Origin of the sequence: Hyphomicrobium sp. (assembly GCF_035687085.1) — a bacterium.
Taxonomy (GTDB): Bacteria; Pseudomonadota; Alphaproteobacteria; order Rhizobiales; family Hyphomicrobiaceae; genus Hyphomicrobium_B.
Window position 1 is genome coordinate 211822 of the sequence record NZ_DASRYS010000002.1, and the last position, 25877, is coordinate 237698.

Below are 25877 nucleotides of genomic sequence, written 5' to 3' on the forward strand. Positions count from 1 at the left end.
CCGGTTGAGCGTCAGCGGTACTTGACAATAAAATGACGTCGCGACCCGGGGATTTGTTTCGGGCCGCCTCAACCGGAATTGTAGATGCCAAATGCGCGCGTCAGGACGCCGGCAATAGGATCTCGCCTCGTCCGATGGTCGCGAGGTCGCCACCAATCTTCTGCACAAACAAAGGCATAGGCTTGGGCGCCAAATCGCCAAGCACCGTCTTCAGATAGCGCGAGATAATGCGCACGATCACGAGATCGTGTTTCCCCGTGTCGACAAAAGTCGGCAGCAGCTTCTCGACGCTCGGGCCGATCAAGGTACCACGGCGCATCATCAGGCCGGGTTCGGGACCAAAGCCGCCCTCAGCCCAGATGGTGCCGCCGATCATGCGCGAGCCGGTGTGGGCGCCCGTCTTGCCGCGAACGACGATGGTGCCGCGGCGCATCTTATCGCCGGCGCGGGCACCGATATTGCCCTCTACAACTGCGAGACCGCCCAGCATGCCGAAGCGGTCGCCTTGCACCATGCCGCCGAGGTTATCGCCGGCATTGCCGCGAACATGGATCATGCCGCCGGTCGATCCGGAGGCGAGAAAGTCGCCAGCGTTGCCGTGGATCTCGAGCTTGCCGCCCGACATCTTGCGGCCCGCGTACGTGCCGGCGTTGCCGATGACGCGGATCGTGCCGCTGTCGAGGCCGTGGCCGATGTAATCGAGTTCGGCCGTCGCGCCTTCAAGGGTCAGGACGTCGCCGGCGCTGCCTGAGATCTCGAAGGCGTCTCCGAGCGTCACCCCGCCCTTCTCGACACCGACGGGGAGGCGCGCAATTTCCAGGGCCGAAAGGGCCGAGAGCTTGGCGGGCGTTATACCGGAGAGCGTCAGCCGCTCGGTCGCGGGCGCCTTAAGGCGCAGCGTGAAGCCGCTCATCAGATGAGATCCTTCAGATGATAGTGATGCTGTCCAAGCTTGCCGCCGTAGTTGCCGGCTGTGATGCGCGTGACGCCGCGCTTGGCGCCGATGTCGGTCACGGCCTTGAGGCCGGCACGCATCGCGTCAGCGACGGCTTTCGAGGTCAGGCCGTCGATGACGATCTCGAGGACCGCAAGCGTATCGGGCGCAAGTTCGGTCTTCTTGGTCGTGCCGCGCAGCGTCGGGCAGAAGGCGTCGTTCGTGGACGCAAACATGCCCGCGTACTTGGCGCCGACCTTTGAGCCCGAGCGAACGATGCCACCGGGAAAGGGCGTGATGACGTCATCGACCTTGGCGATGGCGTCGACCGCGGCTTCCGCCGTCTCGAGAAGTCCTGCGCGATCGGTGCCGAGGATCAGCATGTTGCCGCCGCCAACGGCGTCGGTGGTCAAGCCGGTTTCCTCTTCGATCACGAACTCGCCGTCCATGACGGGTACGCGCCAGTAGCGCGTGCCGCCCAATTTCTTCGCCGTCTGGAAGCCGTCGCCGAAGAGGCGAGGGCCTTTGCCGAGGCCAATCGTCTTGTCGGCTTTGAAGCCCGCGTAGCAGGCGGAGCCGGGGCTCGTCAGCACGCACTGGCCGATGCGGTTGCGGATTTGCGGAACGAGTGCGTCGGGCGAGAACCCGAAGATGAGGATGCGAACGCCGGGACGGCCGTCGGGCGTCTCGTCGGGCGACAATTCCTTGTCGATGCCGCATTCCGCGCCGCAGCCGATGACGGACGTGCCGAAGCCCGTTGCGACGGTTGCCGCGATGCGCGCCCATTTGAGCGTATCGGCCGTAATGATGATACCGGTTCCGCTCATGCCGAAGGCTTCGGCGAAAGTATCGTCGATGACGACCCCGTTGACGGTCTTGCTCATGCTGCGCGCGCCCTGGTCGGTTGAATGATCAGCGAGCCGCGGCCGCCGTCGATGATTTCATCGTCCGTGAGACGGAAGTTCTCCATGCGGACGGTGTGATAATCCTCGAAATACCGCTTCAGCGATCTCTCGATGCCCGGATCGTAGTTCGGACGCGCCACGTGCGTTCCGCCGTTGACGACCTTGATGATCTTGCCGTTGCGCACGATCAACTCCCCGTTCTTGAACAGAAGCTCGGGCGTCGAGAACATGGCTTCGCGGTCGGGATTGTCGTCGTAGACGGTGATGTCGGCCCAAGCGCCGACGCCGAGGTGGCCGCGATCGACAAGTCCGAGGCTCTTTGCCGGGCCGGCGCGCGTCATGATCGCGATTTCGTAGAGAGTATATTCGCGGTCGAGAGAGGCGAGCGTCGAATACTTCAGCGCGTCGGGATTGATCTTCTGCATCATGTCCTGACGGAAGTTCTTATCCATCAGGAGGCGGATGAGATGCGGGTACCAGGTGAACGGACCGCCGTTGGGATGGTCCGTCGTCAGGAACAGGCGCCACGGATCGTTGACGAGTAGGAACAACTCAAGTCCGATCGCCCACTGCAGCGCGTTGACGAAGCTCTTGTCGCGATACTTGAAGGGAACGACGCCGCAGCCCGCATCGCATTCGATGTCCATCACGACCCACTTCTTCGGATCGGCGGAACGGCTGGTCACGAACTGGCGCATGGAGTCGCCTGATGCCGTGCAGGTCTGCCCGAACATGACTTGGCCGACGTCGCACGAGACGTTCTTGTGCTGGTTGATCGCTTCGGCGATGGGAGCCGCGGCGGAGGAGAACTTCAAATCGCCTTCGGTACCGTAGCTGTGGAACTGAATGTGGGTGAGGTGGATCGGCAGGCCTTCCGAGCCCTTGATCGTATCGAGCGTCGTCTCGTAGCCGCCGGGGACGCCCAGGTTGCAGCCATGAACGTGCAGGGGATGGACGACGCCGAGTTCGTTCAGGCCACGCGCCAGCGTCAGGATGATGTCGCGGGGCGTGACGCCGTAATAGACGTGCTTCTCGTCGAGATCGAGTTTGCGCTGATTGAATTTGAAAGCGCTGATGCCGCCGGGGTTTACGACCTTGACGGCGATCGCCTGCGTGGCGTGCATCGTCCAGGCGATGTAGTCCTTGATCGCGGAGAAGTCGGCCTTGCCGGCGAGCTGACGCAGAAAGAAATCATCGGAGCCGAGCATCGCGAAGGCGCCTTTGTCGATGATCGACGTATCGGCCATCTCCATGTGCGTTTGGCGAGCGTTCACGGGAAGCATCGCGGGCTCAAAAGCTGCGGTGTAGCCCATCTCCGCGTAGCGATAGCCCGTCAGCATCGTCGAGGGGACCGCGTGGCCGGCGCCGGCGCGCGTCAGCTCGGTGCGCGCCACCTCATGGCCGAGGTGGTCCTCGGGCAGCATCATGCGGGCGATGTTCATCTTGCCGCCGCCGATGTGGGAGTGCGGATCGATACCGCCCGCCATGATCACGCGTCCGTGCAGCGCGTATTCCTGATCAACCTTGGCGTTCGGTTCGGGAGAGACGATGCGGCCATTCTCGATAAAGATATCGCGAACCTCGCCGTCCACGCCATTTGCGGGGTCGTAGACTTTGCCGCCGGTGAGCTTAATCAACATTATCGATCTCGATATTGGGCCTAGAGGGCAGCTTCAATTTTTTCCAGTACGCTGGCAGCGCTAGGCAGCTTCGACTGCCTGAGCTTGCGCAACGGGAGCGATACGGCGCTGTCGACGCGCATCAGCACGCCGGTATGATCGACCCCGGGTGTTCCGACCGGAATATAAACCTTGGGCGTGCGCGCCGGTTTGATCGACGGCGTGCCGAGCAGGATCATCGGAATATCGGTATCCGGCGGCGTCAGGTCGGGCGAGAAGGATGCGAGCCACAGCAGCAGGTCGCCTTCCTTCGCAAAGAGCAGGCGGTTCAGCGAATAACGCTCGACATCGTAGTCGGGCTTGCCGCTGGTGTAGGACACGCGCAGAGGGAAGCCTGACTGCCAGGTGCAGACGGCGCCTGCAGACGTGCTGCCTTCGCTGCCGCCGAGGGAAAGACCTGCGAAACGCGACGTGAGGTTGATTTCCTTCACGAACTCGTTGACAGCCTGCACCGTGAGATCGGCGCTCGGGAAGCCGAGCGACGAGGGCGCCCATACGATGACGCCGTAGCTTGCCGCCTTGCAGCGGGCCAGAAGGTCGTCGACGGCGGCGCGCGGTAAGCCACCAATGTCGTTGCCGGGGATCGTCGCGCCTTTATTCAGCGCACGCATGGTGTCGAGGACTTCCCCAATCCGCTCCGCTTTGACGGGCAGCGTGATGACCTCGCCGATGCGCTCTTGTCCCTTAAGGGCGGAATGATCGAGGCCTTCGCCGATGAACACGACCGTTCGCTTCGGCGGGGTATCGGAGAACATCGAGGCTTCGTTGCAGACGATGCGTTCGAAAAAGCGCGGGTGCATTTTCTGCACATCGCAGCCGGCGATGATGAACAGGTCGGCGCGGTTGCGCGCTTCCGTCAGGGTCGTCGTCACCCAGCCGGAGGACTGCATAACGCGGTAATTGCGATACGAACCGTCGCTCAGCGCATGGTCGACGATGCCGCCGCCCTTTTCAGCTAGCGCGATGACTGAGCGGACGCCATCGATGTCGGTGCCAAGTCCGCCGAAAATCGGCAGGCGGCTTTCCTTAATAAGACGAGCGGCCGTCGCGATCGCTTCATCGAGCGACACGTCTTTGCCGTCGACCTGCGGATTGGGTTCCACGAGCGGGCGTTCGAAGCCGGCAACCGCCTTGGCGCAACCGTTCTTCAGGACTTTCAGACCGTCACCAGAGGGGCCGATCTCTAGATCGTCGCAATGAAGGCCGCAAAAAGGACAGGCGACATTTTCAAAATGATTGGCGCCGTTACTCGACTTTTGGGAATTCAAATCCTGCTCCTCATGGTCCCTGGTCACGCAACCGGCGGGATTCGACCAAAGCACGCGGGGGCAGGTAAAACAACGGAGTGCAGACGGTCAAGAGTTGCGAACGGTCACCTAGAATGCGACGAATGCGACACATTTTGCCGTCTTTCCGTTGATGATGAACCTGCCTAATGTCCCCGCGCTCGGCCCCGGCCCACAATCCGGCCAAACGCATGAAACCTTCCGGAGGAAATGTATGCTCAAACGCTTGCTGATCGCCGCGGCGATCTTCGGCCTCGCGCCGCTGTCCATGGCCGCTTCGGCGTGGGCGCATGGCCCGTCGCGCCAGAAGGTGGTCGAGACGATTGAAATCAACGCGCCGGCCGACAAGGTCTGGGCTGCTATCGGCAACTTCCAGGACGCGAGCTGGATCCCGGTCGTCGCCAAAACGGAAGGCAAGGGCGGCAATGAGAAGGGCGCAACGCGCACCCTGACGTTGCAGAACGGCGGCACGGTCGAAGAGCAGCTCGACACGTATGACGCCGAGGGCAAGTCCTACAGCTACGAGATCACCAAGGTCGACGTGAAGGTTCTGCCGGTCAACGATTACTCGTCGCGCATCACGGTTTCCAGCGAAGGCGACAAGACCACGGTGGAATGGAAGGGCGCGTTCTACCGCGGCTACATGCTTAATGACCCGCCGCCGGAGCTTTCCGACGAAGTTGCCTTCAAGGCCGTCAAAGACCTCTACACCTCGACACTCGAAGCGCTGAAGAAGAAGATCGAGGGCGGAAGCTGATCGCGCGCTTGCGGACTACAAGCTTTGGGCGCGAGCTGGGTTTTTGCCTGCTCGCGTTCATCTGCCTGAGGGCGGTTTCTGCCGTTGCGGGCGAGGCGGTCGTGACGGATCAACCGTCCGATAGCGTTTCGTTCGTCGATCTCAAAACCATGAAAGAGATCGGCCGCATCAAAGCAGGCAGCAAGCCTGCGGGCGTCGCCCTATCGCCCGACAAGGCAACGGCGTACGTCACAGCGCCAGACAGCAAAGAGCTTATCGAAATTGACGCCATATCGCGCAGCGTGAAGCGGCGTCTCGTTCTCGGCGGCGCTCCGCTCGGGATTGCCGCGCATCCTTCGCGACCAGAGGTTTATGTCGCCGACTGGTATGCGCATAAGCTGATTATCGTCGATACAGGAAAACTCGAGGTTTCGGGCGAGGTCGCCGTCGGGCAATCTCCATCCGGACTCGCGGTGACGCCGGACGGCCGTCTTTTACTGTCAGCGGACCGGGACAGCGACGCGATATCGATCATCGATGTCGAGACCCGAACGCGTCTGGGCTCGGTTGCGGTTGGGAGCCGCCCGTTCGGGATCACGATCGACGGAGCCGGTGCGCGGGCCTTCACAGCGAACGTCAAAAGCGACGACGTTACCGTGATCGACATTGCGAAGCGCGCGGTCGTGGGCCGCGTGCCATCGGGCCGGCGCCCTTATGCAGTGGCTTTGGCGCAAGGGCGCGGGTTCGTCACCGATCAATATGACGGCACGATCACGGTGTTCGACGAGAAGACGCTTACACCCATCACGCGGATCACGGCCTGCGATCACCCCGAAGGCATCGAGGCAGATACAAGCGAAGCCAATGTGTATGTCGCCTGCTGGGGCGATGACGTGTTGCTGCGGATCGATCCCAAGACGCTCCAAGTCACCGGAAAGGCCAGCACCGGCAGCGGCCCGAGGGCGTTCGGCAAATTCGTGCGCTAGTTGAGTCTCGCAACGGCTGACGAGCCGCAATTGTAAGCCCGTGTTCCGCATCGCCGGCTTACTGCCTTGTAAGTTGAGACTTTGGGATCTTGCGTCATCCTGTCCGGACATTTGCTCCGGCCGGGACGGGGCAGGGCCGCCGCTCGTTGACCGAATATCGCAACTCATCTGGTCAAGCCGCCGCAGTACCGCTACACACCCGGGCAAAAAAATTCGCAATAGACGGCTGGAGGATCGCCCCGAATGTCCAAACTTTCCATCCGCAAAGCCGCCCTCGCGGCCTTCGCGGTTACTTGCTTCAGCGCTTTCGGCGCCGCTGCTGAAGACACGCCGAAACCCACCGAGATTCTTTTCAACCGTCCGCACATCGCGTCAGTCGCGCCCGGCACCGATCTTGTCTACAAATTCGAGCGCAAGCCGTCAGATCCGAAGGCGCTGGGCGAGGGCTTCACCGACGACATCGTCGTGAAGGTCGAGAGCGACGGTGCGCCCGGCAAGAAGAACGTCCTGGTCAACATCTATACCGGCGATAGAGCCCGCGAGCCGCAACGGATCACGGATATGGACGGCAATCCGATGCTGATCGTATTCCTGGACAACTCGGTTTCGCATTTCCGTATGCTGGCAGGCGGAGATACGGCTTATCTCAAGGGTATGTTCAGCAGGTATCTCGCCAAGAGTGCCACCGTCACCCCGGGTACGATCGTCTACAAGGGGCAGCCGGTTGAAGGCTACAAGGTGACCGCTACGCCATTCGCCGAGGACCCGAACCGCGCGAAGATGAACGGTTTTGAAGGCGCGACGTTTACAATTGCACTCTCGGACAAGATCCCAGGATACTTGGCCAAGATGACCGCGAGTTTCACGAACACGGACAAGAAAGCGCCGACTCTCGAAGAGACGACGACGCTCGAGGGGGTAGGAGACGTGAAATGACAAGACACTTTGCGGGCCCCGCATGCAGGGGGCTCTTCGCAGCGGCGGCGCTATTGATGTCAGCTTCTGCAGCGCGTCTCAACGCGCAGGAGCTTCCGGCGAACGATTATCCGACGTCCGTGCGCGCCGACTATGTTTATGCGTGCATGGCGGTGAATGGACGAAGCCGCGAGATCCTCGAGAAGTGTTCGTGTTCCATCGACGAGATCGCGAACATCTTGCCTTACGCCAAGTACGAGGAAGCGGAGACGCTTTTGTCCGTCGGCTTGCGCGGCGGGGAAAACGTTGCGTGGACTCACGCACCGGAATTCCAGGAAAAGATCAAGGATCTGCGGCGCGCGCAAGTCGAGGGCGAGTTGCGCTGCTTCTGATTTTTAACTCCGCCGAAATCGCTCGTTTGCGCTTGGCGATTCCGCTTCGTGGAGCCGGTGGAGGGCGCTTGGCGAGCTTACTCCCATTCGAGTTCGGTAAAGGCTGCCGTAACATTGCGCGGGTGGTGCTCGTCGAATAGAGCCCACTTGCCTTTCTCGGACGGTCCTGCGGTTGCGACCGCTTCTTCGATCGTTCCACCGTCCTTGATGATCTTGCGCACATCACGTGCAAGAACGCTCAGATAGCGCTCTACGGGTGTAATAGCGTCAGGCCAGGACATCGCGTTCGGCCCATGTCCCGGGACGGCACGCGCCGCGTTCTCCCCCCGAAGCACCTCTATGAGATTGAGCCAACCGACGAGCGATCCGTCGAGGGTTGGTATGTGCCCGGAGAACAGAAGATCGCCGAGAATAGACGTGCCGGTGGCTGAATCGAAAACCGTGAGATCATTATCGGTGTGCGCCGTCGGCCGTGCCTTCAAAGTCAGCGTCCGCCCGCCGAGATCGAGGTCGAGCGTGTCTTTGACCAGGAGGCTCGGCGCGATGATTTCGGTGCCAGCGAACGCCGTTTCGCCAAGGCGTTCACGCGCATTGTTGAGATAGCTTTCCTTCCGCGCATTGAGGGCTGCCGGGAGTTTATGATGGCCCACGAACTCGACGCCTTGCGCTTTGAAGGCCGCATTTCCCATTACGTGATCGGGGTGCATGTGCGTGTTGATCACGTAGCGAATGGGCGTATGGGTTATCTCCTGGATAGCCTCGCGAAATTCATTACCGGCGGCAAACGAGCCGCTGGTGTCGATGACGGCGACAGCGGATGTGCCAACAACACAAATCGCATTCGAAATATCTCCGCGATTCCCGCTCGTTACCAATTCGAATCTGCCGGTGTGGACGAAGATCCCCGGCGCGATTTCAGCAACCCCCATGCGCAGAGCGTTAGCCCGCGAAATGCGAGGCAGTAGAGGTAACAGGCCTATCAGGGTTGCTCCGCGTATGAACTTCCGGCGGGAAGTATTTGCAGCGTAAGCAGGAATTTCGCTCATTTTGGTCCTGGTTCGTGGAAGTCACGGATTATGACTGGCAGAAAGGGCACTTTCGCCTCGAATTTTCACGAACGCGCGAGGATTCGTGATCAGAACGCTCAATTTTCAGTCCGGGAGAAGAACTAGACGTGCGTTGCAGCAATTTTTGTGCAGCGCAATTTACCCCCGCGAATACAGGTGTTTTTTGGGTCAGAAGTATTGTCCTAATTTGCCGCAGCGGAATGAGTGTCGCAGTTCGTGTTGCGGGCGGGAAAAAAAAGTGTCTACATGCCGCTCGTTCACGAGGACTACCGATCTCTACACGGTTTCGTGAAGAACCTCTCGCTCCGGCAGGCAAAGACGGGAAGAAAATCCCGCAATTCCTAAGTTCGGAGAAGGGGATATCGGGAGTTTTCGGGATCGACTTGCAAGCGTGGCAAGACTTTTCTCAAAACGGAGGAAGCGCGATGCGCAAAAGTGCATTCGCCTACGGTTTGCTCGCAACTGCCGCGTTCTCGTCGCCCGTCTGGGCGAACGAGGACGTGATCAAGTTGTCGAGCGATCCGAATAACTGGGCCGTCCAGTCCGGCGACTATGCCGGTACGCGGTATTCGACCCTGGATCAGATCAACACCGAAAACGTTGGTCAGCTCAAAGTGGCTTGGACGTTCTCTACGGGCGTTCTTCGTGGTCACGAAGGCGGTCCGCTCGTCGTCGGCAATACGATGTACCTTCACTCGGCATTCCCGAACATCGTGTTCGCGTTGAACCTTGACGACGAACAGAAGATCATCTGGAAGTACACGCCGAAGCAGGATCCCTCGGTTATTCCTGTGATGTGCTGCGACACGGTCAACCGTGGCGTTCAGTATGCCGAAGGCAAGATCTTCCTCCACCAGGCCGACACGTCGCTCGTCGCTCTCGACGCGAAGACGGGTAAGGAACTGTGGAAGGTCGTCAACGGCGATCCCAAGAAGGGCGAGACGGGCACGGGTGCTCCGCTTGTCACGAAGGACAAGGTGATCATCGGTATCTCGGGCGCCGAATTCGGCGTTCGCTGCCACGTCACCGCCTACGACATCAACAGCGGCAAGAAGGTCTGGCGCGCCTACTCGATGGGCCCGGATTCCGACATCCTTGTTGATCCGGAGAAGACCCTGTCGCTCGGCAAGCCGGTCGGTAAGGACTCTTCGCTCAAGACCTGGAACGGCGATCAGTGGAAGATCGGTGGCGGTTCGACCTGGGGCTACATGGCCTTCGATCCTGAACTCAACCTGATCTACTACGGGACGGGTAACCCCTCCACCTGGAACCCTGCACAGCGTGCGGGACCGGATGGCAAGCCGATCGACCAGAAGTGGTCGATGACCATGTTCGCTCGTGACGTCGACACCGGTGTTGCCAAGTGGGCATACCAGATGACGCCGTTCGATGAGTGGGACTATGACGGCATCAACGAGCCCATCCTCGCTGAGCTCGATTTCGATGGCACGAAGCGTAAGACGGCGACCCACTTCGACCGTAACGGCTTCGGCTATACCTGGGATCGCGCTACCGGTGAGCTTCTCGTCGCTGAGAAGTATGATCCGGTCGTGAACTGGGCTTCGGGCATCGACATGGACAAGTCGTCCAAGGAGTATGGCCGTCCGATCCGCGTCGCTAAGTACTCGACGTTCAAGGATGGCAAGGGCCAGGACGTGAACACGAAGGGCATCTGCCCTGCAGCTCTCGGTTCCAAGGACCAGCAGCCGGCTTCTTACTCGAAGCTGACGGGCTTGTTCTATGTTCCGACGAACCACGTTTGCATGGACTACGAACCCTTCAAGGTTTCGTACACGGCTGGTCAGCCCTACGTTGGCGCCACGCTGTCCATGTTCCCGGGTCCGGATGAGCCGAAGCGTATGGGTAACTTCATCGCTTGGGACGGAACGAAGGGCAAGATCGTCTGGTCGAAGCCTGAGCAGTTCTCGGTCTGGTCGGGCGCTCTGACCACCGCTGGCGGCGTTGCCTTCTACGGCACGCTCGAGGGCTACTTCAAAGCCGTCGACCAGAAGGATGGCAAGGAGCTCTTCAAGTTCAAGACGCCGTCGGGCATCATCGGCAACGCTATGACTTACACCCATGGTGGCAAGCAGTACGTTGCGATCTTCTCGGGCGTTGGTGGTTGGGCCGGTATCGGTCTCGCCGCTGGCTTGACGAACCCGACCGATGGTCTGGGTGCCGTTGGTGGCTACGCCGGTCTGTCGGAGTACACGAACCTCGGTGGTTCGCTCACCGTGTTCGCTCTCCCATAAGGCGCGAGCCTACACATAGAGGAGCCGGTGCGGGGAAACCTGCACCGGCTCTTTTTGCCGTCCGAAATCAGCGCTTGCCCAAAAAGCTAAATGGCCGAATACAAACGCCGGCGCCCCAGGTGGCGATCTTCGTTCGTTTGAGAACGCGGACTTAAAGTGTATGCGTTCGATGCGACGGAAGCTCACCACCGACGATCCACGGTCAAAAAACAAAAACGGATCAGGAAGCGTTCAGTGAAGTGGGGACCCACGCAATTAACGACAGGATGAAGAGGAACCTCGTGAACAAGTTCAGTAAGAGACTGGCCGTCGCGCTGATGGCCTGTGCCGCGGCTGGCACTGCCGCTTGCCAGGAACAGAGCAAGCCTGAAGACAAAGCTGCCGCTTCGACGCCTGCTCCGGCAGCGGAGACGAAGTCTGAGGCCGCTGCAACGCCTGCAGCCGAAGCGCCTGCAGCAGCACCGGCAGCCGAGCCCGAGAAGACAGCCGAAGCGCCTGCAGCGCCTGCTCCTGAAGCTGCTCCCGCTCAGCCGCAGCAGGTTGCTCAGGCCGAGCCCGCAGCAGCAGCTGCTCCCAATCCCGATGATCCGAACGCGCCGGAAGCTGGATCGCGGAAGCCCGATGGCGACGCCGTCTATCCGAACCCGGTCAGCGAACTCGCCAAGAGCGAAGGCCTCAAGTTCGAAGATGGCCGCTATCGCACGAAGGATGGCGACCCCGCACCCGTCGTGACGAAGGACTATATGGTCGATTGGGGCACCTGGAATGGCTTCCGCCGTTACCACGACGCTTGCCACGTCTGCCATGGTCCGAACGCACTGGGCAGCACGTTCGCTCCGGCGCTCGCCGAAAGTCTGAAGACCATGGACTACAATGAGTTCCTTGCGACCGTCTCGAGCGGCCGTGTCGCCAACCGCGGCGGAACGGAGTACGTGATGCCCGCGTTCGGCGAAGACAAGAACATCATGTGCTACATCGACGATATCTACACGTACATCAAGGCACGTTCGACGGGCGCTATGCCTGCTGGCCGTCCGAATGGCCGCGAAGATATCTCGCCGGAAGCAAAGAAGGGCGCCGACGATTGCATGGGCTGAGGATCTGGGAATTTTATCCAGTCCTCATCATATGATCATCGGGCTTCATTGCAGGCTTGCCGTGACAGCGTCGCGTCAAGCTGCCTGATATCGCAAGGAAGATTTAAGAGGGGGGGCGGGCCGCGATGCGGCGTGCCCCCACTTCTTATCAGGAGCCGCGACGTTCACGCCGCCATAACAAAAAGGTCACCAACGTGAGGAAACAAGCGCTCAAGATTTCATCCTTCTCAGTGGCTGCATTGGCGCTGGCGGCAGCCGCCGGCGTTTCGCTCATTGCTTCCGCATCTCATTTGCGAGCCGCTGAAACTCCCAAGGCCGATCTCGTCAACAGGCAGCAGCTGCGCGTATGCGCAGACCCGGCGGACCTTCCGTTCTCGAACCAAAAAGAAGAGGGTTTCGAGAACAAGATCGCGAATATCATCGGTGACGAGCTTAAGCTCCCTGTCACCTACACGTGGTTCCCGAAGGCAACGGGTTTCGTGCGCATGACACTCGGCGCCAAGCGGTGCGATCTCGTGATCGGTTGGGGGCAGGGCGATGATCAGGTCCTCAACACCAACGCGATCTATCGTTCGACGACTGCGCTCGTCTACAAGAAGGGCACCGGGCTTGATGGCGTAGACACGCTTGCTGATCCGCGTCTTCAGGGTAAGCGGTTCGGCGTACAGCAGGGATCGGCCGGCGGCACGCTTGCTGCGCGCTACGGCCTGATGAGCAACGTGCACGGCTATCCGATGATGGTCGATCGCCGGTTCGATAATCCGGCCAAGACGATGATCGAGGATATCCGCAAGGGTGATGTCGATGCCGGCGTCCTGTGGGGGCCGATCGCTGCCTACTGGGCTGCGCGCGATGGTGAGCCGCTGGTTGTCGTACCGCTCGTCAAGGAGACTGGCGCGGAGCGGATCGCCTTCCGCATCACCATGGGTGTGCGCAACGGTGACGATGCCTGGAAGCGCAAGCTCAACGAAGTCATCCGCAAGCGGCAGGGCGACATCGACAAGGTTCTGCTCGATTATGGCGTGCCGCTTCTCGTGGATGACGATACTTCGACGGAGATGATCACGAAGCCACGCACCTCTGCTGCCGCAGAGCCTGCGCCGGGCGGAGACGCTGCAGCGGCGCAAGCTCCCGCTCCTGCTGCGCAGTAGGATCGAAGTTTACTCGGAAGCGGCTGACGGTTGCCGCTTCCGTTTCTACCCGGACGGCAAGCTGCCCAAAGGAAAGAGCCGCGCTTGCGATTGATCGTTGCGTTGATTATCTGCGCGGCGCTTTTTATGCCGATGGCGGCCGGCTCCGTGGTCAATGCGGAGGAGGACGTGTCCGGTCCCGCACCCTCCGGCGAGCCACCTACCGAGCCGCCTTCCTATCGCACCTCTGATTATCGCCGGCCTGTTCCTCTCACGCTCAAGGGCGCCCAAGTGCTCTCGGACGATGCGGCCATGGAACTGTGGTCGCGGAAGACCGCGATATTCATCGACGTTTATCCGCATCCGCCAAAGCCGGCAGGGCTTCCGGCGGACACGATCTGGCGCGATCCCACTCATATGACGATCGAGGATGCGGTGTGGGTCCCGAACGTCGGATATGGCGTGCTGGCGTCCCCGGCCGCCGACTACTTTCGTCGGAGCCTTGAAAAGCTGACGCAGGGCGACAAGGCGAAGCCGCTCGTCTTCTTCTGTCTGAAGAATTGCTGGATGAGCTGGAACGCGGCAAAGCGGGCCCTGAGCCTCGGTTACACGAACATTGCCTGGTACCGGGATGGAACCGACGGTTGGCAGGAGGCCGGCGGACTTGTCGTCGAGGCGCATCCGTTCCGTTAATGCCCCGGGCCCGGCCGGGCCTCTGAAACTTTCAGTTCAAATGCAATCTGTCGCATTCAGGCGTCATGCTTTGCACGCGTGTGCGAATTACCCCGGCGCGTGACGGCGTTCGGCGTTGTAACATGGTGCTGTGCACGGCGTATTCTGGACGCGCGGTGAAGCTTCGCTTCATCCGCCCACACAGCTAGACCAGCGGGGACAGATTGACACTACACGAACTCGCCATCCTCTTGGCCGCATTGGCGCTTGCCGCGCCGCTTGCTCGCTGGCTCGGCATCGCTGCCGTTCTTGGCTATCTGATCGCGGGCGTCGTCCTTGGTCCCTACGGCGTCGGGCGGCTCTTCAATGAGCACGATGCCAAGCAGGTTCTCGATTTCGCGGAATTCGGCGTCGTTCTTCTCTTGTTTTTGATCGGCCTCGAACTTCGGCCGAAGCGGCTTTGGTCCATGCGCCAGGCCATTTTCGGCATCGGCACGATGCAGGTGGCGATCACGTCGGTTGCGCTGGGCCTTCTTTGCATTCTGTTCTTCGGCACGCAGTGGCAGCCATCGCTCTTTGCGGGCGCGGCTTTGGCTTTATCGTCCACGGCCTTTGCTTTGCAGGTGCTCGAAGAAAATAACGAACTCTCGACACGTCACGGCAGGCTCGGGTTCTCGGTGCTCCTGTTTCAGGACCTCGCAGCCATTCCGCTCATTGCGCTTGCTCCGTATTTCGCCGTCAGCGCGGCGAAGGCAGCGCCGTCGATCGACTACATTGCATTCGTCAAAGGGCTCGCAATCATCGTTCTCGTCATTGTCGTCGGGCGCTATGTGCTCGATGCTTTTTTGCGGCTCGTCGCCCGGTCGCGCGTGAAGGAAGCGATGACGGCGGCGGCGCTTCTGACGGTGGTCGGCATTACGTTGATCATGGAAACCGTCGGACTGCCGGCCTCACTCGGTGCCTTCATCGCGGGCGCGCTGCTTGCTGAGAGCAGCTACCGGCACGAACTCGAGGCGGACATCGCGCCGTTCGAGGGACTGCTGCTCGGGATCTTCTTCACTGCCGTCGGCATGTCGCTCAATCTTGGGCTTATCCTCGCCGAGCCGGTGCTGATCCTGGCGCTGACGGCGTCGCTGATCCTGGTCAAGGCGGTCATTCTGTTTCTGCTGGGCCGCTGGCAGGGTCTGGAGGCAGGGCCGTCACGGCGGCTTGCGTTTGCGCTGTCGCAAGGCGGCGAATTCGCGTTCGTCCTCCTGTCGGTCGGGCAGGCGGCCGGTGTTCTCGGCAGCAAACCCTCGCAGATCCTCGCGGTCGTCATCACGCTATCGATGGCGATGACGCCGATCCTTTTGCTGCTCGACAGCAGGTTGTCGAAGAAGGCCAAGCCCCACAGTCGGCCCTTCGATACCCTGCCTGAAAAAGACGGGCATGTGGTCATCGCCGGTTTCGGACGCTTCGGGCAAATCACGGCACGTATTTTGCGCGCGAAAGGGATCCCGTTCACCGCGCTCGATATCAGCGTCGAGCAGGTGGACTTCGTCAAACGCTTCGGCAGCAAGGCCTTCTTTGGCGATGCGAGCCGGCCGGAAGTGCTGGAGGCCGCGCAGACGGGGAAGGCGCGGGCGTTCGTGCTCGCCATCGACGATGTCGAGGCCTCGATGCGCGCGGCGGAATACGTCAAGACGCACTATCCGCATGTTCCGATCTACGCACGTGCGCGCGATCGCATGCACGCTTACCGGCTGCTCGATCTTGGCGTGACGGCGCTTCAGCGCGAGACCTTCGCGGCATCCCTCGACCTCACGCGATCGCTGATGCTGGGGCTTGGCTATTCCGAGCGGGTCGCGACGCGGATCGTCACGACCTTCAAGGAGCACGACGAACGCCGCCTCAACGAGGACTACAAGCTGTCCTCGGACGTCGAGAAGCTTCTGGAGCGGGCGCGAACGTCGCAGGCGATGCTCGAGAAACTGTTCCGCGAGGACGAGGTGGAGGAGGCCAAGACCGCGCAGAAGGAAAAGAGCCTGCGCGAGGTCAAGGCCAAGGCGGGCGGCATTCCCTCGTGAGGGAGCGGTCTGGCGCGGTCTTCGAACATGAAAATATGCGCGGTCAGCCGCGTGACACTTGGTCCTCACGGGTAAGGGGACCTAAAGGTGCCCTTTTGCCGTGCACCAAGGGGCTCGGCGCGGTAGACGACGCTGCAACTCCCCGGTAAATGTCCCTCGTCCTTACGGCGGCGCTCGGGCGACGCTCATAAATGCGGATTCACGAACAGAATGAGTAAAGCTCAGATCAAGGCCGACACGTCGCCGGCGGCAAGCCTCAGCGAAATGGCCAATGCCATCCGCGCGCTCGCGATGGATGCCGTTCAGGCGGCTAATTCCGGCCATCCCGGTATGCCCATGGGCATGGCGGACGCCGCAACCGTGCTCTTCACCGAAGCCTTAAAGTTTGACGCGAGTGCGCCCGAGTGGCCGAACCGCGATCGCTTCGTTCTCTCGGCCGGTCACGGCTCGATGCTTCTCTATTCGCTCCTGCATCTCACCGGCTATCCGGAGATGACGATCGAGGAGATCCGGAATTTCCGTCAGCTCGGATCGAAGACGGCCGGCCACCCCGAATATGGCCATGCGCCGGGTATCGAAACGACGACAGGTCCGCTGGGGCAGGGGATTGCTACCGCGGTCGGCATGGCTCTCTCGGAGCGGCTGCTGTCCGCGCGCGCCGGCTCGGATCTCATCGACTATCATACGTACGTGATCGCCGGCGACGGCTGCCTGATGGAGGGCATCAGCCAGGAAGCCATTTCGCTCGCGGGCCACTTGAAGCTCGGCAAGCTCATCGTGCTGTGGGACGACAACTCGATCACCATCGACGGCGCGACGAACCTTTCCGTCTCGGACAGCGAAGTGAAGCGGTTCGAAGCCTCGGGCTGGAACACCATTCGGGTTGACGGCCACGATCCTGCAGCCGTGTCAGACGCGATCAAGGCCGCGAAGGCGGATCCATCGAAGCCGTGGCTCATCGCCTGTAAGACGCAGATCGGATACGGCTCGCCGAACAAAGCCGGTAAGGCGTCGGCGCACGGCGAACCGCTCGGCACCGATGAGATCAAGAACACGCGCGAGAAGCTCGGCTGGCCGCACGGCGCGTTCGAGATCCCGGACCATGTTCTCGCCGCCTGGCGCGCCGCCGGCAGCGCGCACGCGAAGACGCGCGCGGAATGGGTCAAGCGTTTTGCCAATGCGAGCGCCGAAACGAAGGCGCTGATCGAGGGCCGCAATACGAAGGAGATCGTCGCCAAGGCGATTGCCGAAGCCAAGACCGCCTTCGCCGGCGACAGCGCCAAGCGCGCGACGCGGGTCTGGTCGCAGCTCACGATCGAACGCCTCGTTCCCGTCTTGCCTGAACTCATTGGGGGTTCGGCCGATCTTTCGGGATCGAACGGTACGCGGACCAAGCATCACAGCTCGGTGACGCCGGAAAACTTCGCCGGCAACTATCTGCATTACGGTGTGCGCGAGCATGGCATGGCGGCGGCGATGAACGGCATCGCGCTTTCCGGCTCGTTCATTCCCTACGGCGGCACGTTCCTTGTTTTCGCGGATTACTGCCGTCCTTCGATCCGTCTTTCCGCACTGATGCAGCAGCGCGTGCTCTACGTGCTGACGCACGATTCCATCGGGCTTGGTGAAGACGGGCCGACGCATCAGCCGGTCGAGCACTTGAGCTCGCTGCGCGCCATTCCGAACCTCAACGTGTTCCGTCCCGCCGACGGCATCGAAACCGCCGAGTGCTGGGAGGTTGCGATCGCTTCGGAAGGAACGCCCTCGATCCTCGCTCTGTCGCGGCAGGCCGTGCCCAATCTCCGCTTGGATGGCCGCGAGAACCTGAGCGCGAAGGGTGCCTATGTTTTGAAGGCACCTGAGGGCAAGCGCGATGTGACCTTGCTCGCGACGGGCTCTGAAGTCGGCCTTGCAGTCGAAGCCGCTGAGGCGCTCGCCAAGGACGGGATCAACGCAGCCGTCGTCTCGATGCCGTCGTTCGAACTCTTCCGGGCGCAACCCGAGAGCTATCAGCGCGAAGTTCTGGGCGACGCACCGCGCGTTGCCGTGGAGGCCGGCATCGCGCAGTGCTGGTACGAATGGCTCGGCTCCAATGGAACCTTCGTCGGCATGAAGAGCTTCGGTGCCTCGGCGCCTGCGCCTAAGCTCTACGAGCACTTCGGCATCACGGCCTCTCACGTTGCGGACGCAGCGCGCCGCTTGGTTTCGAAAGCCTGACGCCGAGCTAACTCCAAGACACCATCATCGCAAATCGGGAACGGAAGTCGAATGAACCTCGACAAGTTGAAGACCACGGACGGAACCGACGTCAAAGGCAAACGCGTCATCGTTCGAGCGGATCTCAACGTTCCCGTGCGCGAGGGCAAAGTGACGGACGCGACGCGCTTGGAGCGTTTGCTTCCGGGTCTGAACGCGCTCGCCGATCGCGGCGCGAAGGTGATCGTCATCTCGCATTTCGGCCGGCCGAAGAACGGCCCCGAAGCCGAGTATTCACTGCGGCCCGTCGCCGTGACGCTGCAGCATCTTCTGGGGCGGCCCGTCGAATTCGGCGAAGACTGCATTGGCGAGGAAGCTGCCAAGACGATTGCGACACTCAACGACGGCGACATTGCCGTTCTCGAGAACCTGCGCTTCCACAAGGGCGAAGAGAAGAACGATCCGGCTTTCGCCGAGGCGCTTGCAAAGCTCGGCGATATCTTTGTCGGCGATGCGTTTTCGTGCTCGCACCGCGCGCACGCCTCAACCGAGGGGCTCACGCATCATCTTCCGTCCTATGCGGGACCGCTGTTGATGGAAGAGATCAACGCGCTCCGCACCGCGCTCGAGAAGCCGACCCGCCCGACGGCGGCCGTCGTCGGTGGTGCCAAGGTTTCGACCAAGATCCCGGTTCTGACGAACCTCGTGTCCAAGGTCGACCACCTGATCATTGGCGGCGGTATGGCCAATACCTTCCTGCAGGCAATGGGGCATGCCGTGGGCAAGTCTCTCGCCGAGCCCGATTTCCACGACACCGCATTGAAGATCATGGCGGAAGCCAAGGCTCAGGGCTGCGAGATCGTGCTCCCCGTCGATGCCGTCGTCGCACGCGAGTTCAAGGACGGCGCGGCGCACATGGTCGTCGGCATCGACAACGTTCCCGACGACACCATGATCCTCGATGTCGGTCCGCAGTCGGTCGCGCGCACGAGCGAATTGCTCGAGCATACGAAAACGCTGCTATGGAACGGCCCGCTCGGCGCATTCGAAATTGCGCCGTTCGGAGAAGGCACGTTCGCGCTCGCACGTGCGGCTGCGGCTTTGACGCGAGAAGGAAAACTCGTGTCGGTTGCGGGCGGCGGCGACACGGTGGCCGCTTTGAATTCGGCTGGCGTAACGGATGATTTCACCTATGTCTCGACGGCAGGCGGCGCCTTCCTCGAGTGGCTCGAAGGCCGCGAATTGCCGGGCATCGCTGCGCTCGCGCGCTAAAGGCGTGCTGAGACGGCAGTAGCACGTTCGTTAGGAAGCAAGGCATGCTGGCAGATGCGCAAATCTATTTTGGGGTCGCCCTGGCCGGCCTCGCCAGCTTCCTATCGCCATGCGTGCTGCCCCTCGTTCCGCCCTATCTCGGTTATATCGGCGGCACGACGCTCGATCAGCTGACGGGCGAGGAGCGGATCGACCGCCGCGTCTGGGCGCGTGTTGTGGTCTCCTCGATCTTCTTCGTGTTGGGCTTCACGACCGTTTTCGTCAGCCTTGGCGCCGGAGCCAGCACGATCGGGCAGGTGCTGCTGTCCTACCGCGCCATCCTCGGAACGGTCGCGGGCCTCGTCATCATCCTCTTCGGCCTGCACTTCCTCGGCATTTTCCGGGTGCATCTTTTCTACAATGAGGCGCGCTACTCGAAGGCGGCATCGGAGGCAAGCTTTGCCAGCGCCTACCTGATGGGGCTTGCCTTCGCGTTCGGCTGGACGCCGTGCATCGGCCCGATCCTGGCGACTGTGCTGACGGTTGCCGCGAGCGCATCGAGCCTGTGGACCGGCGTCAGTCTGCTCTTCGTGTATTCTCTGGGATTGGGTATTCCGTTCGTGCTGGCCGCCGTCGCAATCAGGCCGTTCCTCGGCTTCATGCAGCGGTTCAAACGGCACTACGCGACGCTCGAGAAGTTCATGGGGCTCGTGCTGGTGGTGACGGGTCTGTTGTTCGTATTCGGCGCGCAGAACTGGTTCAGCCAGTGGATGATCGAGAATTTTCCTGCGTTGGGGCGGATCGAATCCTGGATTACGCCTGCGGATCTCGGAAATGAGATTTTGAGGAAGGGCGCGCCTTAAGCGTGTTGGAATGACAGTTATGGCTGCCGAGGCTGTTCCGATCGCGCTGACAATTGCCGGATCCGATCCTTCCGGGGGCGCTGGGATTCAGGCGGATCTCAAAACGTTTTCGGCATTCGGAATTTACGGCGCGACGATCATCACCGCGCTTACGGCGCAGAATACGCACGGCGTGTCGGGTGTCTTTCCGATATCGCTCGAGTTCATCGCCGCGCAGTTTCATTCCGTCGTCTCCGATCTCGAAGTCTCCTCGATCAAGACGGGCATGCTGGGTGATGCCGCAACGGTGGAGACCGTCGCGCGGCTGCTCGCGGAAGTGCCGCGTGTTCCCGTCGTCGTCGATCCGGTGATGGTGGCAACGAGCGGCGACGTTCTGCTTCGTGCCGATGCTATCGAAGCGGTGCGTTCAGCGCTTATTCCGCGGGCGCAGTTGATCACGCCGAATATCCCCGAGGCGAGTAGGCTGCTCGATTGTCCCGAGGCTGAGACTGAAGACGAGATGCGCACGCAAGCCGAAGCGTTGATGAAGCTCGGCTGTGGCGCTGTTCTCGTCAAGGGCGGGCATGGCGCTGGTGCGGACGCCGTCGATGTTTTCTTTGATGGGCGGGAGCATCAGGCTTTCCGCCGTCCCCGAGTCGAGACGAACAACACGCATGGCACCGGCTGCACGTTGTCGGCGGCGATCGCTGCGGGCCTTGCCGCGGGTAAGCCGCTGCCAGAGGCGGTGGAAGCTGGCAAACTGTTCGTTTGGCGCGCGCTCGATGCGGGGGCCGACATGCGAATCGGTTCAGGCCATGGTCCAGTCGACCATAATTTCGCGCTTCGAAAAGCGTAGCTTCACTCGCTCGCGCTTTGCTCCGTACGCTCCGCATCTGTTGCGAGTGAGCATCAAGGAGGATCGACTCGCACGCCGATAAAAACGTCAAGTCTTGCGCCGCATCTGAGACTTTGGCAGCTTGCGCGCGATTTCGGCGATAGACGCCGTTCACCGACTCCGGGGGGAGCGCCAAGCGAAGTTTCGAGGGATTGAAACGGGGCTTGGCAAGAACCGGTCCGCCACTGGCGGGCCGGTTTTTTGTTGCTCAAGTAGCACATATACCAGCTTTCAGCATGAGCCAGCGTCCCGACGATGTCGTAAGCGCCCGATGCGCGGTATTGTGAACGATAAGTTTAACGCTGTTTGTAAGCGTCGGGGGGCGTGAAATGCGGAACTTCAAAAGTCGTCAAAACGTGTTCCGTCTGGCAGCAGCGGGTCTGGCCGCATCGGCGGCTTGCTCAAGCGCGGCGACGGCCGGTGGATTTGACATTCACGAGCAGTCGACGGTCTTCCTTGGATCGGCATCCGCTGGCGCCGCAGCGGGCGGCAGCCTTGGCTCGATGTTCTGGAACCCGGCCGCGACGGCGCAGTTTCCGGGGCTCAATTCGGAATCGTCCTACACGCTGATCCTGCCGGACGCGAACATCGACATCAATTCTCCCCTTGCCGGCAATAGCGGCAACATCGGCATCGACGCAGTGGCGAGCGCGAGCTACGGCGCCTATCAGGTTTCGAAGGACGTTTGGGTCGGTATCGCGATCAATTCGCCCTTCGGCTTGGCATCGAAGCCCGAAAACGTCGGTTATCCCGGTTCGTACCTGGGGGTCACAACCAAGCTGCTGACGATCAACGCCAATCCGACGATTGCCTATCGCATCGCACCGGGCATTACGATCGGCGCAGGTGTGCAGATCGAATGGGCGCAGGGCAAGCTGCAGTTCCGCGAGAGTCCCGATTCCATCGCTCAGTTCGGAGGGACCGACTGGGCGTTCGGCGGCACGGCGGGCATCACGATCGAGCCGCGAGCAGGCACCACGATCGGTCTCGGCTATCGCTCTCAGATGACCCATGAGCTCGAGGGTACGTTTCACTCGGATGGTATTACCTCCGGGTTCAACGTTCCCGGAACTGCCAAAGTCAACCTTCCCGATATCGTGACGTTGAGCGCAAGGCAGGAAATCACGCCGACGACGCGGCTGCTCGGCACAGTCGAATGGAAGAACTGGAGTGTGTTCAAACAATTGCCGCTCGATCTCCCGGGTGGCAATCAGCTCGCGCTCGACACGAACTGGCACGACGGCTGGTTCTTCTCGGTCGGCGGTGAATACGATTATTCTCCAGTTCTGACGCTCCGTAGCGGCGTTGCCTACGAGATTTCGCCTATCCGAGATGCTTCGGAAAGAATCGTTCAGATTCCCGACAACGACCGAGTTTGGCTGAGTATCGGTGCGAGCTACAAGTGGAGCGACTCCATCACGCTGGATGCTGGCTATTCGCATATCTTCGTTCAGGATGGCGGCATCAGCCGGAGCCCTGCAACCTTCAACGGTTTTCCAACCGGTCCGACGTTCAACGGTACGGTGGAAGCATCGATCGATCTCTTCTCGGTCGGCGTGCGGACGAAGTGGTAAGCCGCTTCAAGAGCTAAACAAAAAACCGGGCGCTTCGGCCCGGTTTTTTTGTGCGCAGCTTTTCGATGATGCGATCTATGCGGCGCTGTCCACCTGCATCTCGTGCATGATGCTTTCGAGAATGCCCTCAAGTTTGTTCGCGGAGGTTTCCAGCGCGGTTGCGGCGGCGACGACGCGCTTCGACTGCGCGGCCTGCGATTGGCTCATCGCATAAAGCTTACCGGCGTTGCGGGCGATTTCCTCGCAGCCCTTCGGATCGAACGGATTGGCCTGCAGCGACCAGGCGATATCGTGGATCTCCTCGGCCGCCTTCAGGATCGCGTGTGTCGGGAGAATGCTTTCATCGAGAACAGGTTTGGCGAGCAGGGTGGACCGTGTTTCGGCCATCTGCGCCTTGATACCCTCGATCTCGGCCTTCAGCTGCCCGAGGAGGGCCGGGGGCTCGCGCAACGAGCTTTGCAAGCGCTTGATCGCATCATCAAGAAGAGTGCTGTCGAGCCTGCGCGCGCGGCGCCCGTGCTCAGCCAGGAACCATCGGCCGCGAGCGGTTTCCAGCAGCGTCGTTTCGATAGCTCGATATTCGGTTTCAGTGTCGCTAGGGAGAGCCGGAGTTAGAGGCTGCATGCCGTGTGTTGCTCCGCAAAATGATCAGCTCAGAGACTTACGCGATTCTCGAAAAGCGCAGGCGCAACCTCCAGCTGAACCCACTTGAACACTGACCATCCGCAGCGGTCCGGCTTATACGGTGACCTGAGCAAATTGAGAGGACGAGACAAACGCATGAGCGCTGACGGCCGAAAGCGGCAAGCCTTTGCGGTGCGTGTGGCGCTGTTCTTTGCGGCGCTCTTCGTCGTCTATGGGATGAATGTTCCGTTCATGCCGGTATGGCTGAACTGGCGCGGCCTGACTCCCGGAGAGATCAGCGTCGTCATAGCGGCTCCGCTGTTTCTCAGGCTGTTCGTCACTCCCATTATCGCCATGGCGGCCGACCGCGAGATGGCGCATCGGCGATACCTGATCATCCTGGCGTGGCTGAGCTTGGTGTTCGTGGTGTCGCTTGGGCTTTCGTCGTCGTTCGGCACGATCCTTCTGTTTGCGACGCTCCTCATGCTCTGCAATTCGACGATCATGCCGCTGATCGAGACGATTGCCGTCGGGGGCATGCGGCAGAGTGGGTTCGATTACGGCCGGGTGCGCCTTTGGGGTTCATTATCGTTCGTTGCGGCGAGCTTCGCGGGCGGCTTCGCGATCAACGCGTTCGGAGGCGGCGCTGGCGTCTGGCTCATTGCGTTCGGCTGTGTCTTGACGGTCGCCGCGGCTCACATCCTGCCGTCGCAAGGTGGTGTCGATGAGCGCGCGAAGCCATCGGTGACGCTTTGGCGAGCCGATGCTATCCGTGAGCTCGTTCAGAGGCGCGAATTCCGCTTCTTCCTGCTTGCTGCCGGCTTGGCGATAGGCTCGCATGCCGCGTTTTACGCCTTCGGCATTCTGATCTGGGAGGCGCACGGGCTGTCGGCGGCGTGGTGCGGAAGCCTGTGGGCGATCGGCGTTTTTGCCGAGGTGTTGCTGTTCTCCGTTTCGGGGCAGCTCCTTCAACGTATCGGCGCCGCGCGGCTGATCGCACTAGGCGGTGCGGCATCGATCGTGCGCTGGCTGGCGATGGCGTTCGATCCGCCGCTTGCCGTGCTGCTGCCACTGCAGATACTGCATGGTCTGACCTATGGGGCGACGCACATCGGCGCGATCCACTACATCCACGAGACGGTCTCGCGCGACAAGCAGGGCACTGCGCAGGCGCTTTACGCGACGATCTCTTCGGGCCTCGCAATGGGCTGTTTAACGCTGATAGCGGGCTGGATTTACGCGAGCGGAGGATCGCTGTCCTATCTCGCCATGGCCGCCACATCCCTTGTCGCGCTGGTAGCGGGCCTGTGGCTCGTGAGCTCGCAGCAAAGAGTTGACGTGATCAGCCCCAGAGTTCCGGCTGAGGCGGATAGATGATGCCGTTTTCGACGTGCAACCCGTGCTCACGATCGTGCGCGAGGAGCAGGGGGCCGTCGAGATCGATCCAGTCCGCTTCGGGCGCGAGCAACATTGCAGGTGCGACGGCAAGGGAGGTCGCCACCATCGACCCGACCATGATTTTGAGCCCGTGCCGCCGGGCTTCGCGAAGAAGCGCGATGGCGCCGGTCAAGCCGCCGGCCTTGTCGAGCTTCACATTGACAGCATCGTAGAGAGCGGCAAGACGCGGCACGTCCGCTGCGGTGTGCACGCTTTCGTCGGCACAGATGGGCACGGAGCGATCGAGGTGGCGCAAGGCGTCATCGCGGCCCGCGGGTAGCGGCTGTTCGATCAGCTCGATGCTGCACTCGGCGGCGACGGAAAGGAGATGCGCGAGGTTCTCTGACGTCCACGCCTCGTTGGCGTCGACGAGCAGGCGGGCATCGGGACGCGCTGCCCGTACGGCTCGCATCCGGTCATCGTCGCCGAGGCCGCCGAGCTTCAGCTTCAGGAGCGAAAGGTTCGAAGCGTGAGCGGCCTTTTCCGCCATGGTCGCGGGCGCATCGAGGCTCAGCGTAAAGGCTGTCGTCTTCGCTTCAGGCGGAAGAAGCCCCGCGAGTTCTGAAGCGCGGGCGTTCGACCGTTTGCATTCCAAATCCCAGAACGCGCAATCAAGAGCGTTGAGTGCGGCGCCGGGCTTCAGATGATTTGTGAGATCTGCGCGGGCGGAAACACGTCCGGCGATGGCGCGGATATCCGCGAGAACGCCTTCGACCGTTTCGCCATAGCGCGCGTACGGCACGGCTTCGCCGCGGCCACGATGCTCGCCATCGGTGACGGTTGCGACGACGACGTCTGCTGCGGTTTTAGCGCCGCGTGAGATGACGAAGGCTTCTCTAAGGGGCCAGCTTTCGCCGCGAGCTTCGATGGTGGGCGCCGTCATCGGAGGGTCTGGGCCTGCATCATGTTCATCGCCGCCCGGTCGCAAGCAGGCGGCGCGA

At 61.3% G+C, this 25877-nt stretch carries 22 protein-coding genes; 15 read left to right on the forward strand and 7 right to left on the reverse strand.

The genetic code is table 11. The annotated features are described in order from the left end of the window. Positions 1–100: 100 nt before the first annotated feature. Genes VFG26_RS01445 through VFG26_RS01460 form a run of 4 tightly spaced genes read right to left on the reverse strand, consistent with a single transcriptional unit; the run spans position 101 to position 4786 of the window. Positions 101–913 carry a formylmethanofuran dehydrogenase subunit C gene (locus VFG26_RS01445; RefSeq protein WP_325021459.1) on the reverse strand — a complete coding sequence of 271 codons (813 nt, stop codon included), beginning with the start codon at positions 911–913 and terminating at the stop codon, positions 101–103. Next, on the reverse strand, positions 913–1818 hold the full coding sequence (gene fhcD / locus VFG26_RS01450; RefSeq protein WP_325021461.1) for a formylmethanofuran--tetrahydromethanopterin N-formyltransferase: 906 nt from the start codon (positions 1816–1818) through the stop codon (positions 913–915). The genes VFG26_RS01445 and fhcD overlap by 1 nt, the downstream gene beginning before the upstream one ends. After that, positions 1815–3479, reverse strand: coding sequence for a formylmethanofuran dehydrogenase subunit A (locus VFG26_RS01455; RefSeq protein ID WP_325021463.1), 1665 nt, complete (start codon positions 3477–3479; stop codon positions 1815–1817). Before VFG26_RS01455 ends, fhcD begins: the two co-directional genes overlap by 4 nt. Positions 3480–3499: 20 nt before the next feature. Further along, positions 3500–4786, reverse strand: a complete 1287-nt coding sequence (locus VFG26_RS01460; protein ID WP_325021465.1) for a formylmethanofuran dehydrogenase — start codon at positions 4784–4786, stop codon at positions 3500–3502. A 232-nt stretch (positions 4787–5018) separates the two neighbouring features. Here VFG26_RS01460 and VFG26_RS01465 point away from each other — a divergent pair, with 232 nt between their 5' ends. The 4 genes from VFG26_RS01465 to VFG26_RS01480 all read left to right on the forward strand — a co-directional run bounded on the left by VFG26_RS01465 (position 5019) and on the right by VFG26_RS01480 (position 7833). After that, entirely contained in the window at positions 5019–5561 is a 543-nt protein-coding gene (locus VFG26_RS01465) for an SRPBCC family protein (protein WP_325021467.1), read from the forward strand. A 101-nt stretch (positions 5562–5662) separates the two neighbouring features. Next, positions 5663–6526, forward strand: coding sequence for a beta-propeller fold lactonase family protein (locus tag VFG26_RS01470; protein ID WP_325021469.1), 864 nt, complete (start codon positions 5663–5665; stop codon positions 6524–6526). Between the two features lie 243 nt (positions 6527–6769). Then, a complete protein-coding gene (locus VFG26_RS01475; protein WP_325021471.1) occupies positions 6770–7462 on the forward strand; it encodes a hypothetical protein in 693 nt (230 codons plus the stop codon). Positions 7463–7518: 56 nt separating this feature from the next. Then, positions 7519–7833 (forward strand): hypothetical protein, encoded by a 315-nt coding sequence (locus tag VFG26_RS01480; protein WP_325021473.1) that lies wholly within the window; start codon positions 7519–7521, stop codon positions 7831–7833. Between the two features lie 77 nt (positions 7834–7910). Here VFG26_RS01480 and VFG26_RS01485 read toward each other — a convergent pair whose 3' ends face one another. Next, complete coding sequence (locus VFG26_RS01485; RefSeq protein ID WP_325021475.1) at positions 7911–8762, reverse strand: quinoprotein relay system zinc metallohydrolase 2; 852 nt, start codon at positions 8760–8762, stop codon at positions 7911–7913. 563 nt (positions 8763–9325) lie between these two features. On the opposite strand from VFG26_RS01485, the gene VFG26_RS01490 reads away from it, so the two are divergent. The 10 genes from VFG26_RS01490 to VFG26_RS01535 all read left to right on the forward strand — a co-directional run bounded on the left by VFG26_RS01490 (position 9326) and on the right by VFG26_RS01535 (position 22875). Further along, entirely contained in the window at positions 9326–11152 is a 1827-nt protein-coding gene (locus VFG26_RS01490) for a methanol/ethanol family PQQ-dependent dehydrogenase (RefSeq protein ID WP_325021477.1), read from the forward strand. A 281-nt stretch (positions 11153–11433) separates the two neighbouring features. Further along, on the forward strand, positions 11434–12249 hold the full coding sequence (locus tag VFG26_RS01495) for a c-type cytochrome, methanol metabolism-related (protein WP_325021479.1): 816 nt from the start codon (positions 11434–11436) through the stop codon (positions 12247–12249). Between the two features lie 194 nt (positions 12250–12443). Then, positions 12444–13400 carry a substrate-binding domain-containing protein gene (locus VFG26_RS01500; RefSeq protein ID WP_325021481.1) on the forward strand — a complete coding sequence of 319 codons (957 nt, stop codon included), beginning with the start codon at positions 12444–12446 and terminating at the stop codon, positions 13398–13400. Positions 13401–13532: 132 nt separating this feature from the next. Continuing rightward, positions 13533–14072: a PQQ-dependent catabolism-associated CXXCW motif protein gene (locus tag VFG26_RS01505; protein WP_414653249.1), complete on the forward strand. Its 540-nt coding sequence runs from the start codon at positions 13533–13535 to the stop codon at positions 14070–14072. A 203-nt stretch (positions 14073–14275) separates the two neighbouring features. Next, positions 14276–16117 carry a monovalent cation:proton antiporter-2 (CPA2) family protein gene (locus VFG26_RS01510; protein ID WP_325021484.1) on the forward strand — a complete coding sequence of 614 codons (1842 nt, stop codon included), beginning with the start codon at positions 14276–14278 and terminating at the stop codon, positions 16115–16117. A gap of 210 nt (positions 16118–16327) precedes the next feature. Continuing rightward, the gene (gene tkt, locus VFG26_RS01515) at positions 16328–18334 is read left to right on the forward strand and encodes a transketolase (protein ID WP_325021486.1); all 2007 of its coding nucleotides are present in this window, start codon (positions 16328–16330) and stop codon (positions 18332–18334) included. A 51-nt stretch (positions 18335–18385) separates the two neighbouring features. Continuing rightward, the gene (locus tag VFG26_RS01520; RefSeq protein WP_325021487.1) at positions 18386–19585 is read left to right on the forward strand and encodes a phosphoglycerate kinase; all 1200 of its coding nucleotides are present in this window, start codon (positions 18386–18388) and stop codon (positions 19583–19585) included. Positions 19586–19629: 44 nt separating this feature from the next. Beyond that, positions 19630–20427 carry a cytochrome c biogenesis CcdA family protein gene (locus VFG26_RS01525; protein WP_325021489.1) on the forward strand — a complete coding sequence of 266 codons (798 nt, stop codon included), beginning with the start codon at positions 19630–19632 and terminating at the stop codon, positions 20425–20427. A gap of 19 nt (positions 20428–20446) precedes the next feature. Then, positions 20447–21262 (forward strand): bifunctional hydroxymethylpyrimidine kinase/phosphomethylpyrimidine kinase, encoded by an 816-nt coding sequence (thiD, locus tag VFG26_RS01530; protein ID WP_325022004.1) that lies wholly within the window; start codon positions 20447–20449, stop codon positions 21260–21262. A gap of 368 nt (positions 21263–21630) precedes the next feature. Further along, positions 21631–22875, forward strand: a complete 1245-nt coding sequence (locus VFG26_RS01535) for an OmpP1/FadL family transporter (protein ID WP_325021491.1) — start codon at positions 21631–21633, stop codon at positions 22873–22875. Between the two features lie 75 nt (positions 22876–22950). On the opposite strand, the gene VFG26_RS01540 is transcribed toward VFG26_RS01535, so the two are convergent. After that, a complete protein-coding gene (locus tag VFG26_RS01540; RefSeq protein WP_325021492.1) occupies positions 22951–23499 on the reverse strand; it encodes a hypothetical protein in 549 nt (182 codons plus the stop codon). Between the two features lie 156 nt (positions 23500–23655). Here VFG26_RS01540 and VFG26_RS01545 point away from each other — a divergent pair, with 156 nt between their 5' ends. Next, positions 23656–24876, forward strand: coding sequence for an MFS transporter (locus VFG26_RS01545; protein ID WP_325021495.1), 1221 nt, complete (start codon positions 23656–23658; stop codon positions 24874–24876). On the opposite strand, the gene dgcA is transcribed toward VFG26_RS01545, so the two are convergent. After that, on the reverse strand, positions 24842–25819 hold the full coding sequence (gene dgcA, locus VFG26_RS01550) for an N-acetyl-D-Glu racemase DgcA (RefSeq protein ID WP_325021497.1): 978 nt from the start codon (positions 25817–25819) through the stop codon (positions 24842–24844). The two genes, VFG26_RS01545 and dgcA, sit on opposite strands and share 35 nt — an antisense overlap. Positions 25820–25877: the final 58 nt, after the last annotated feature.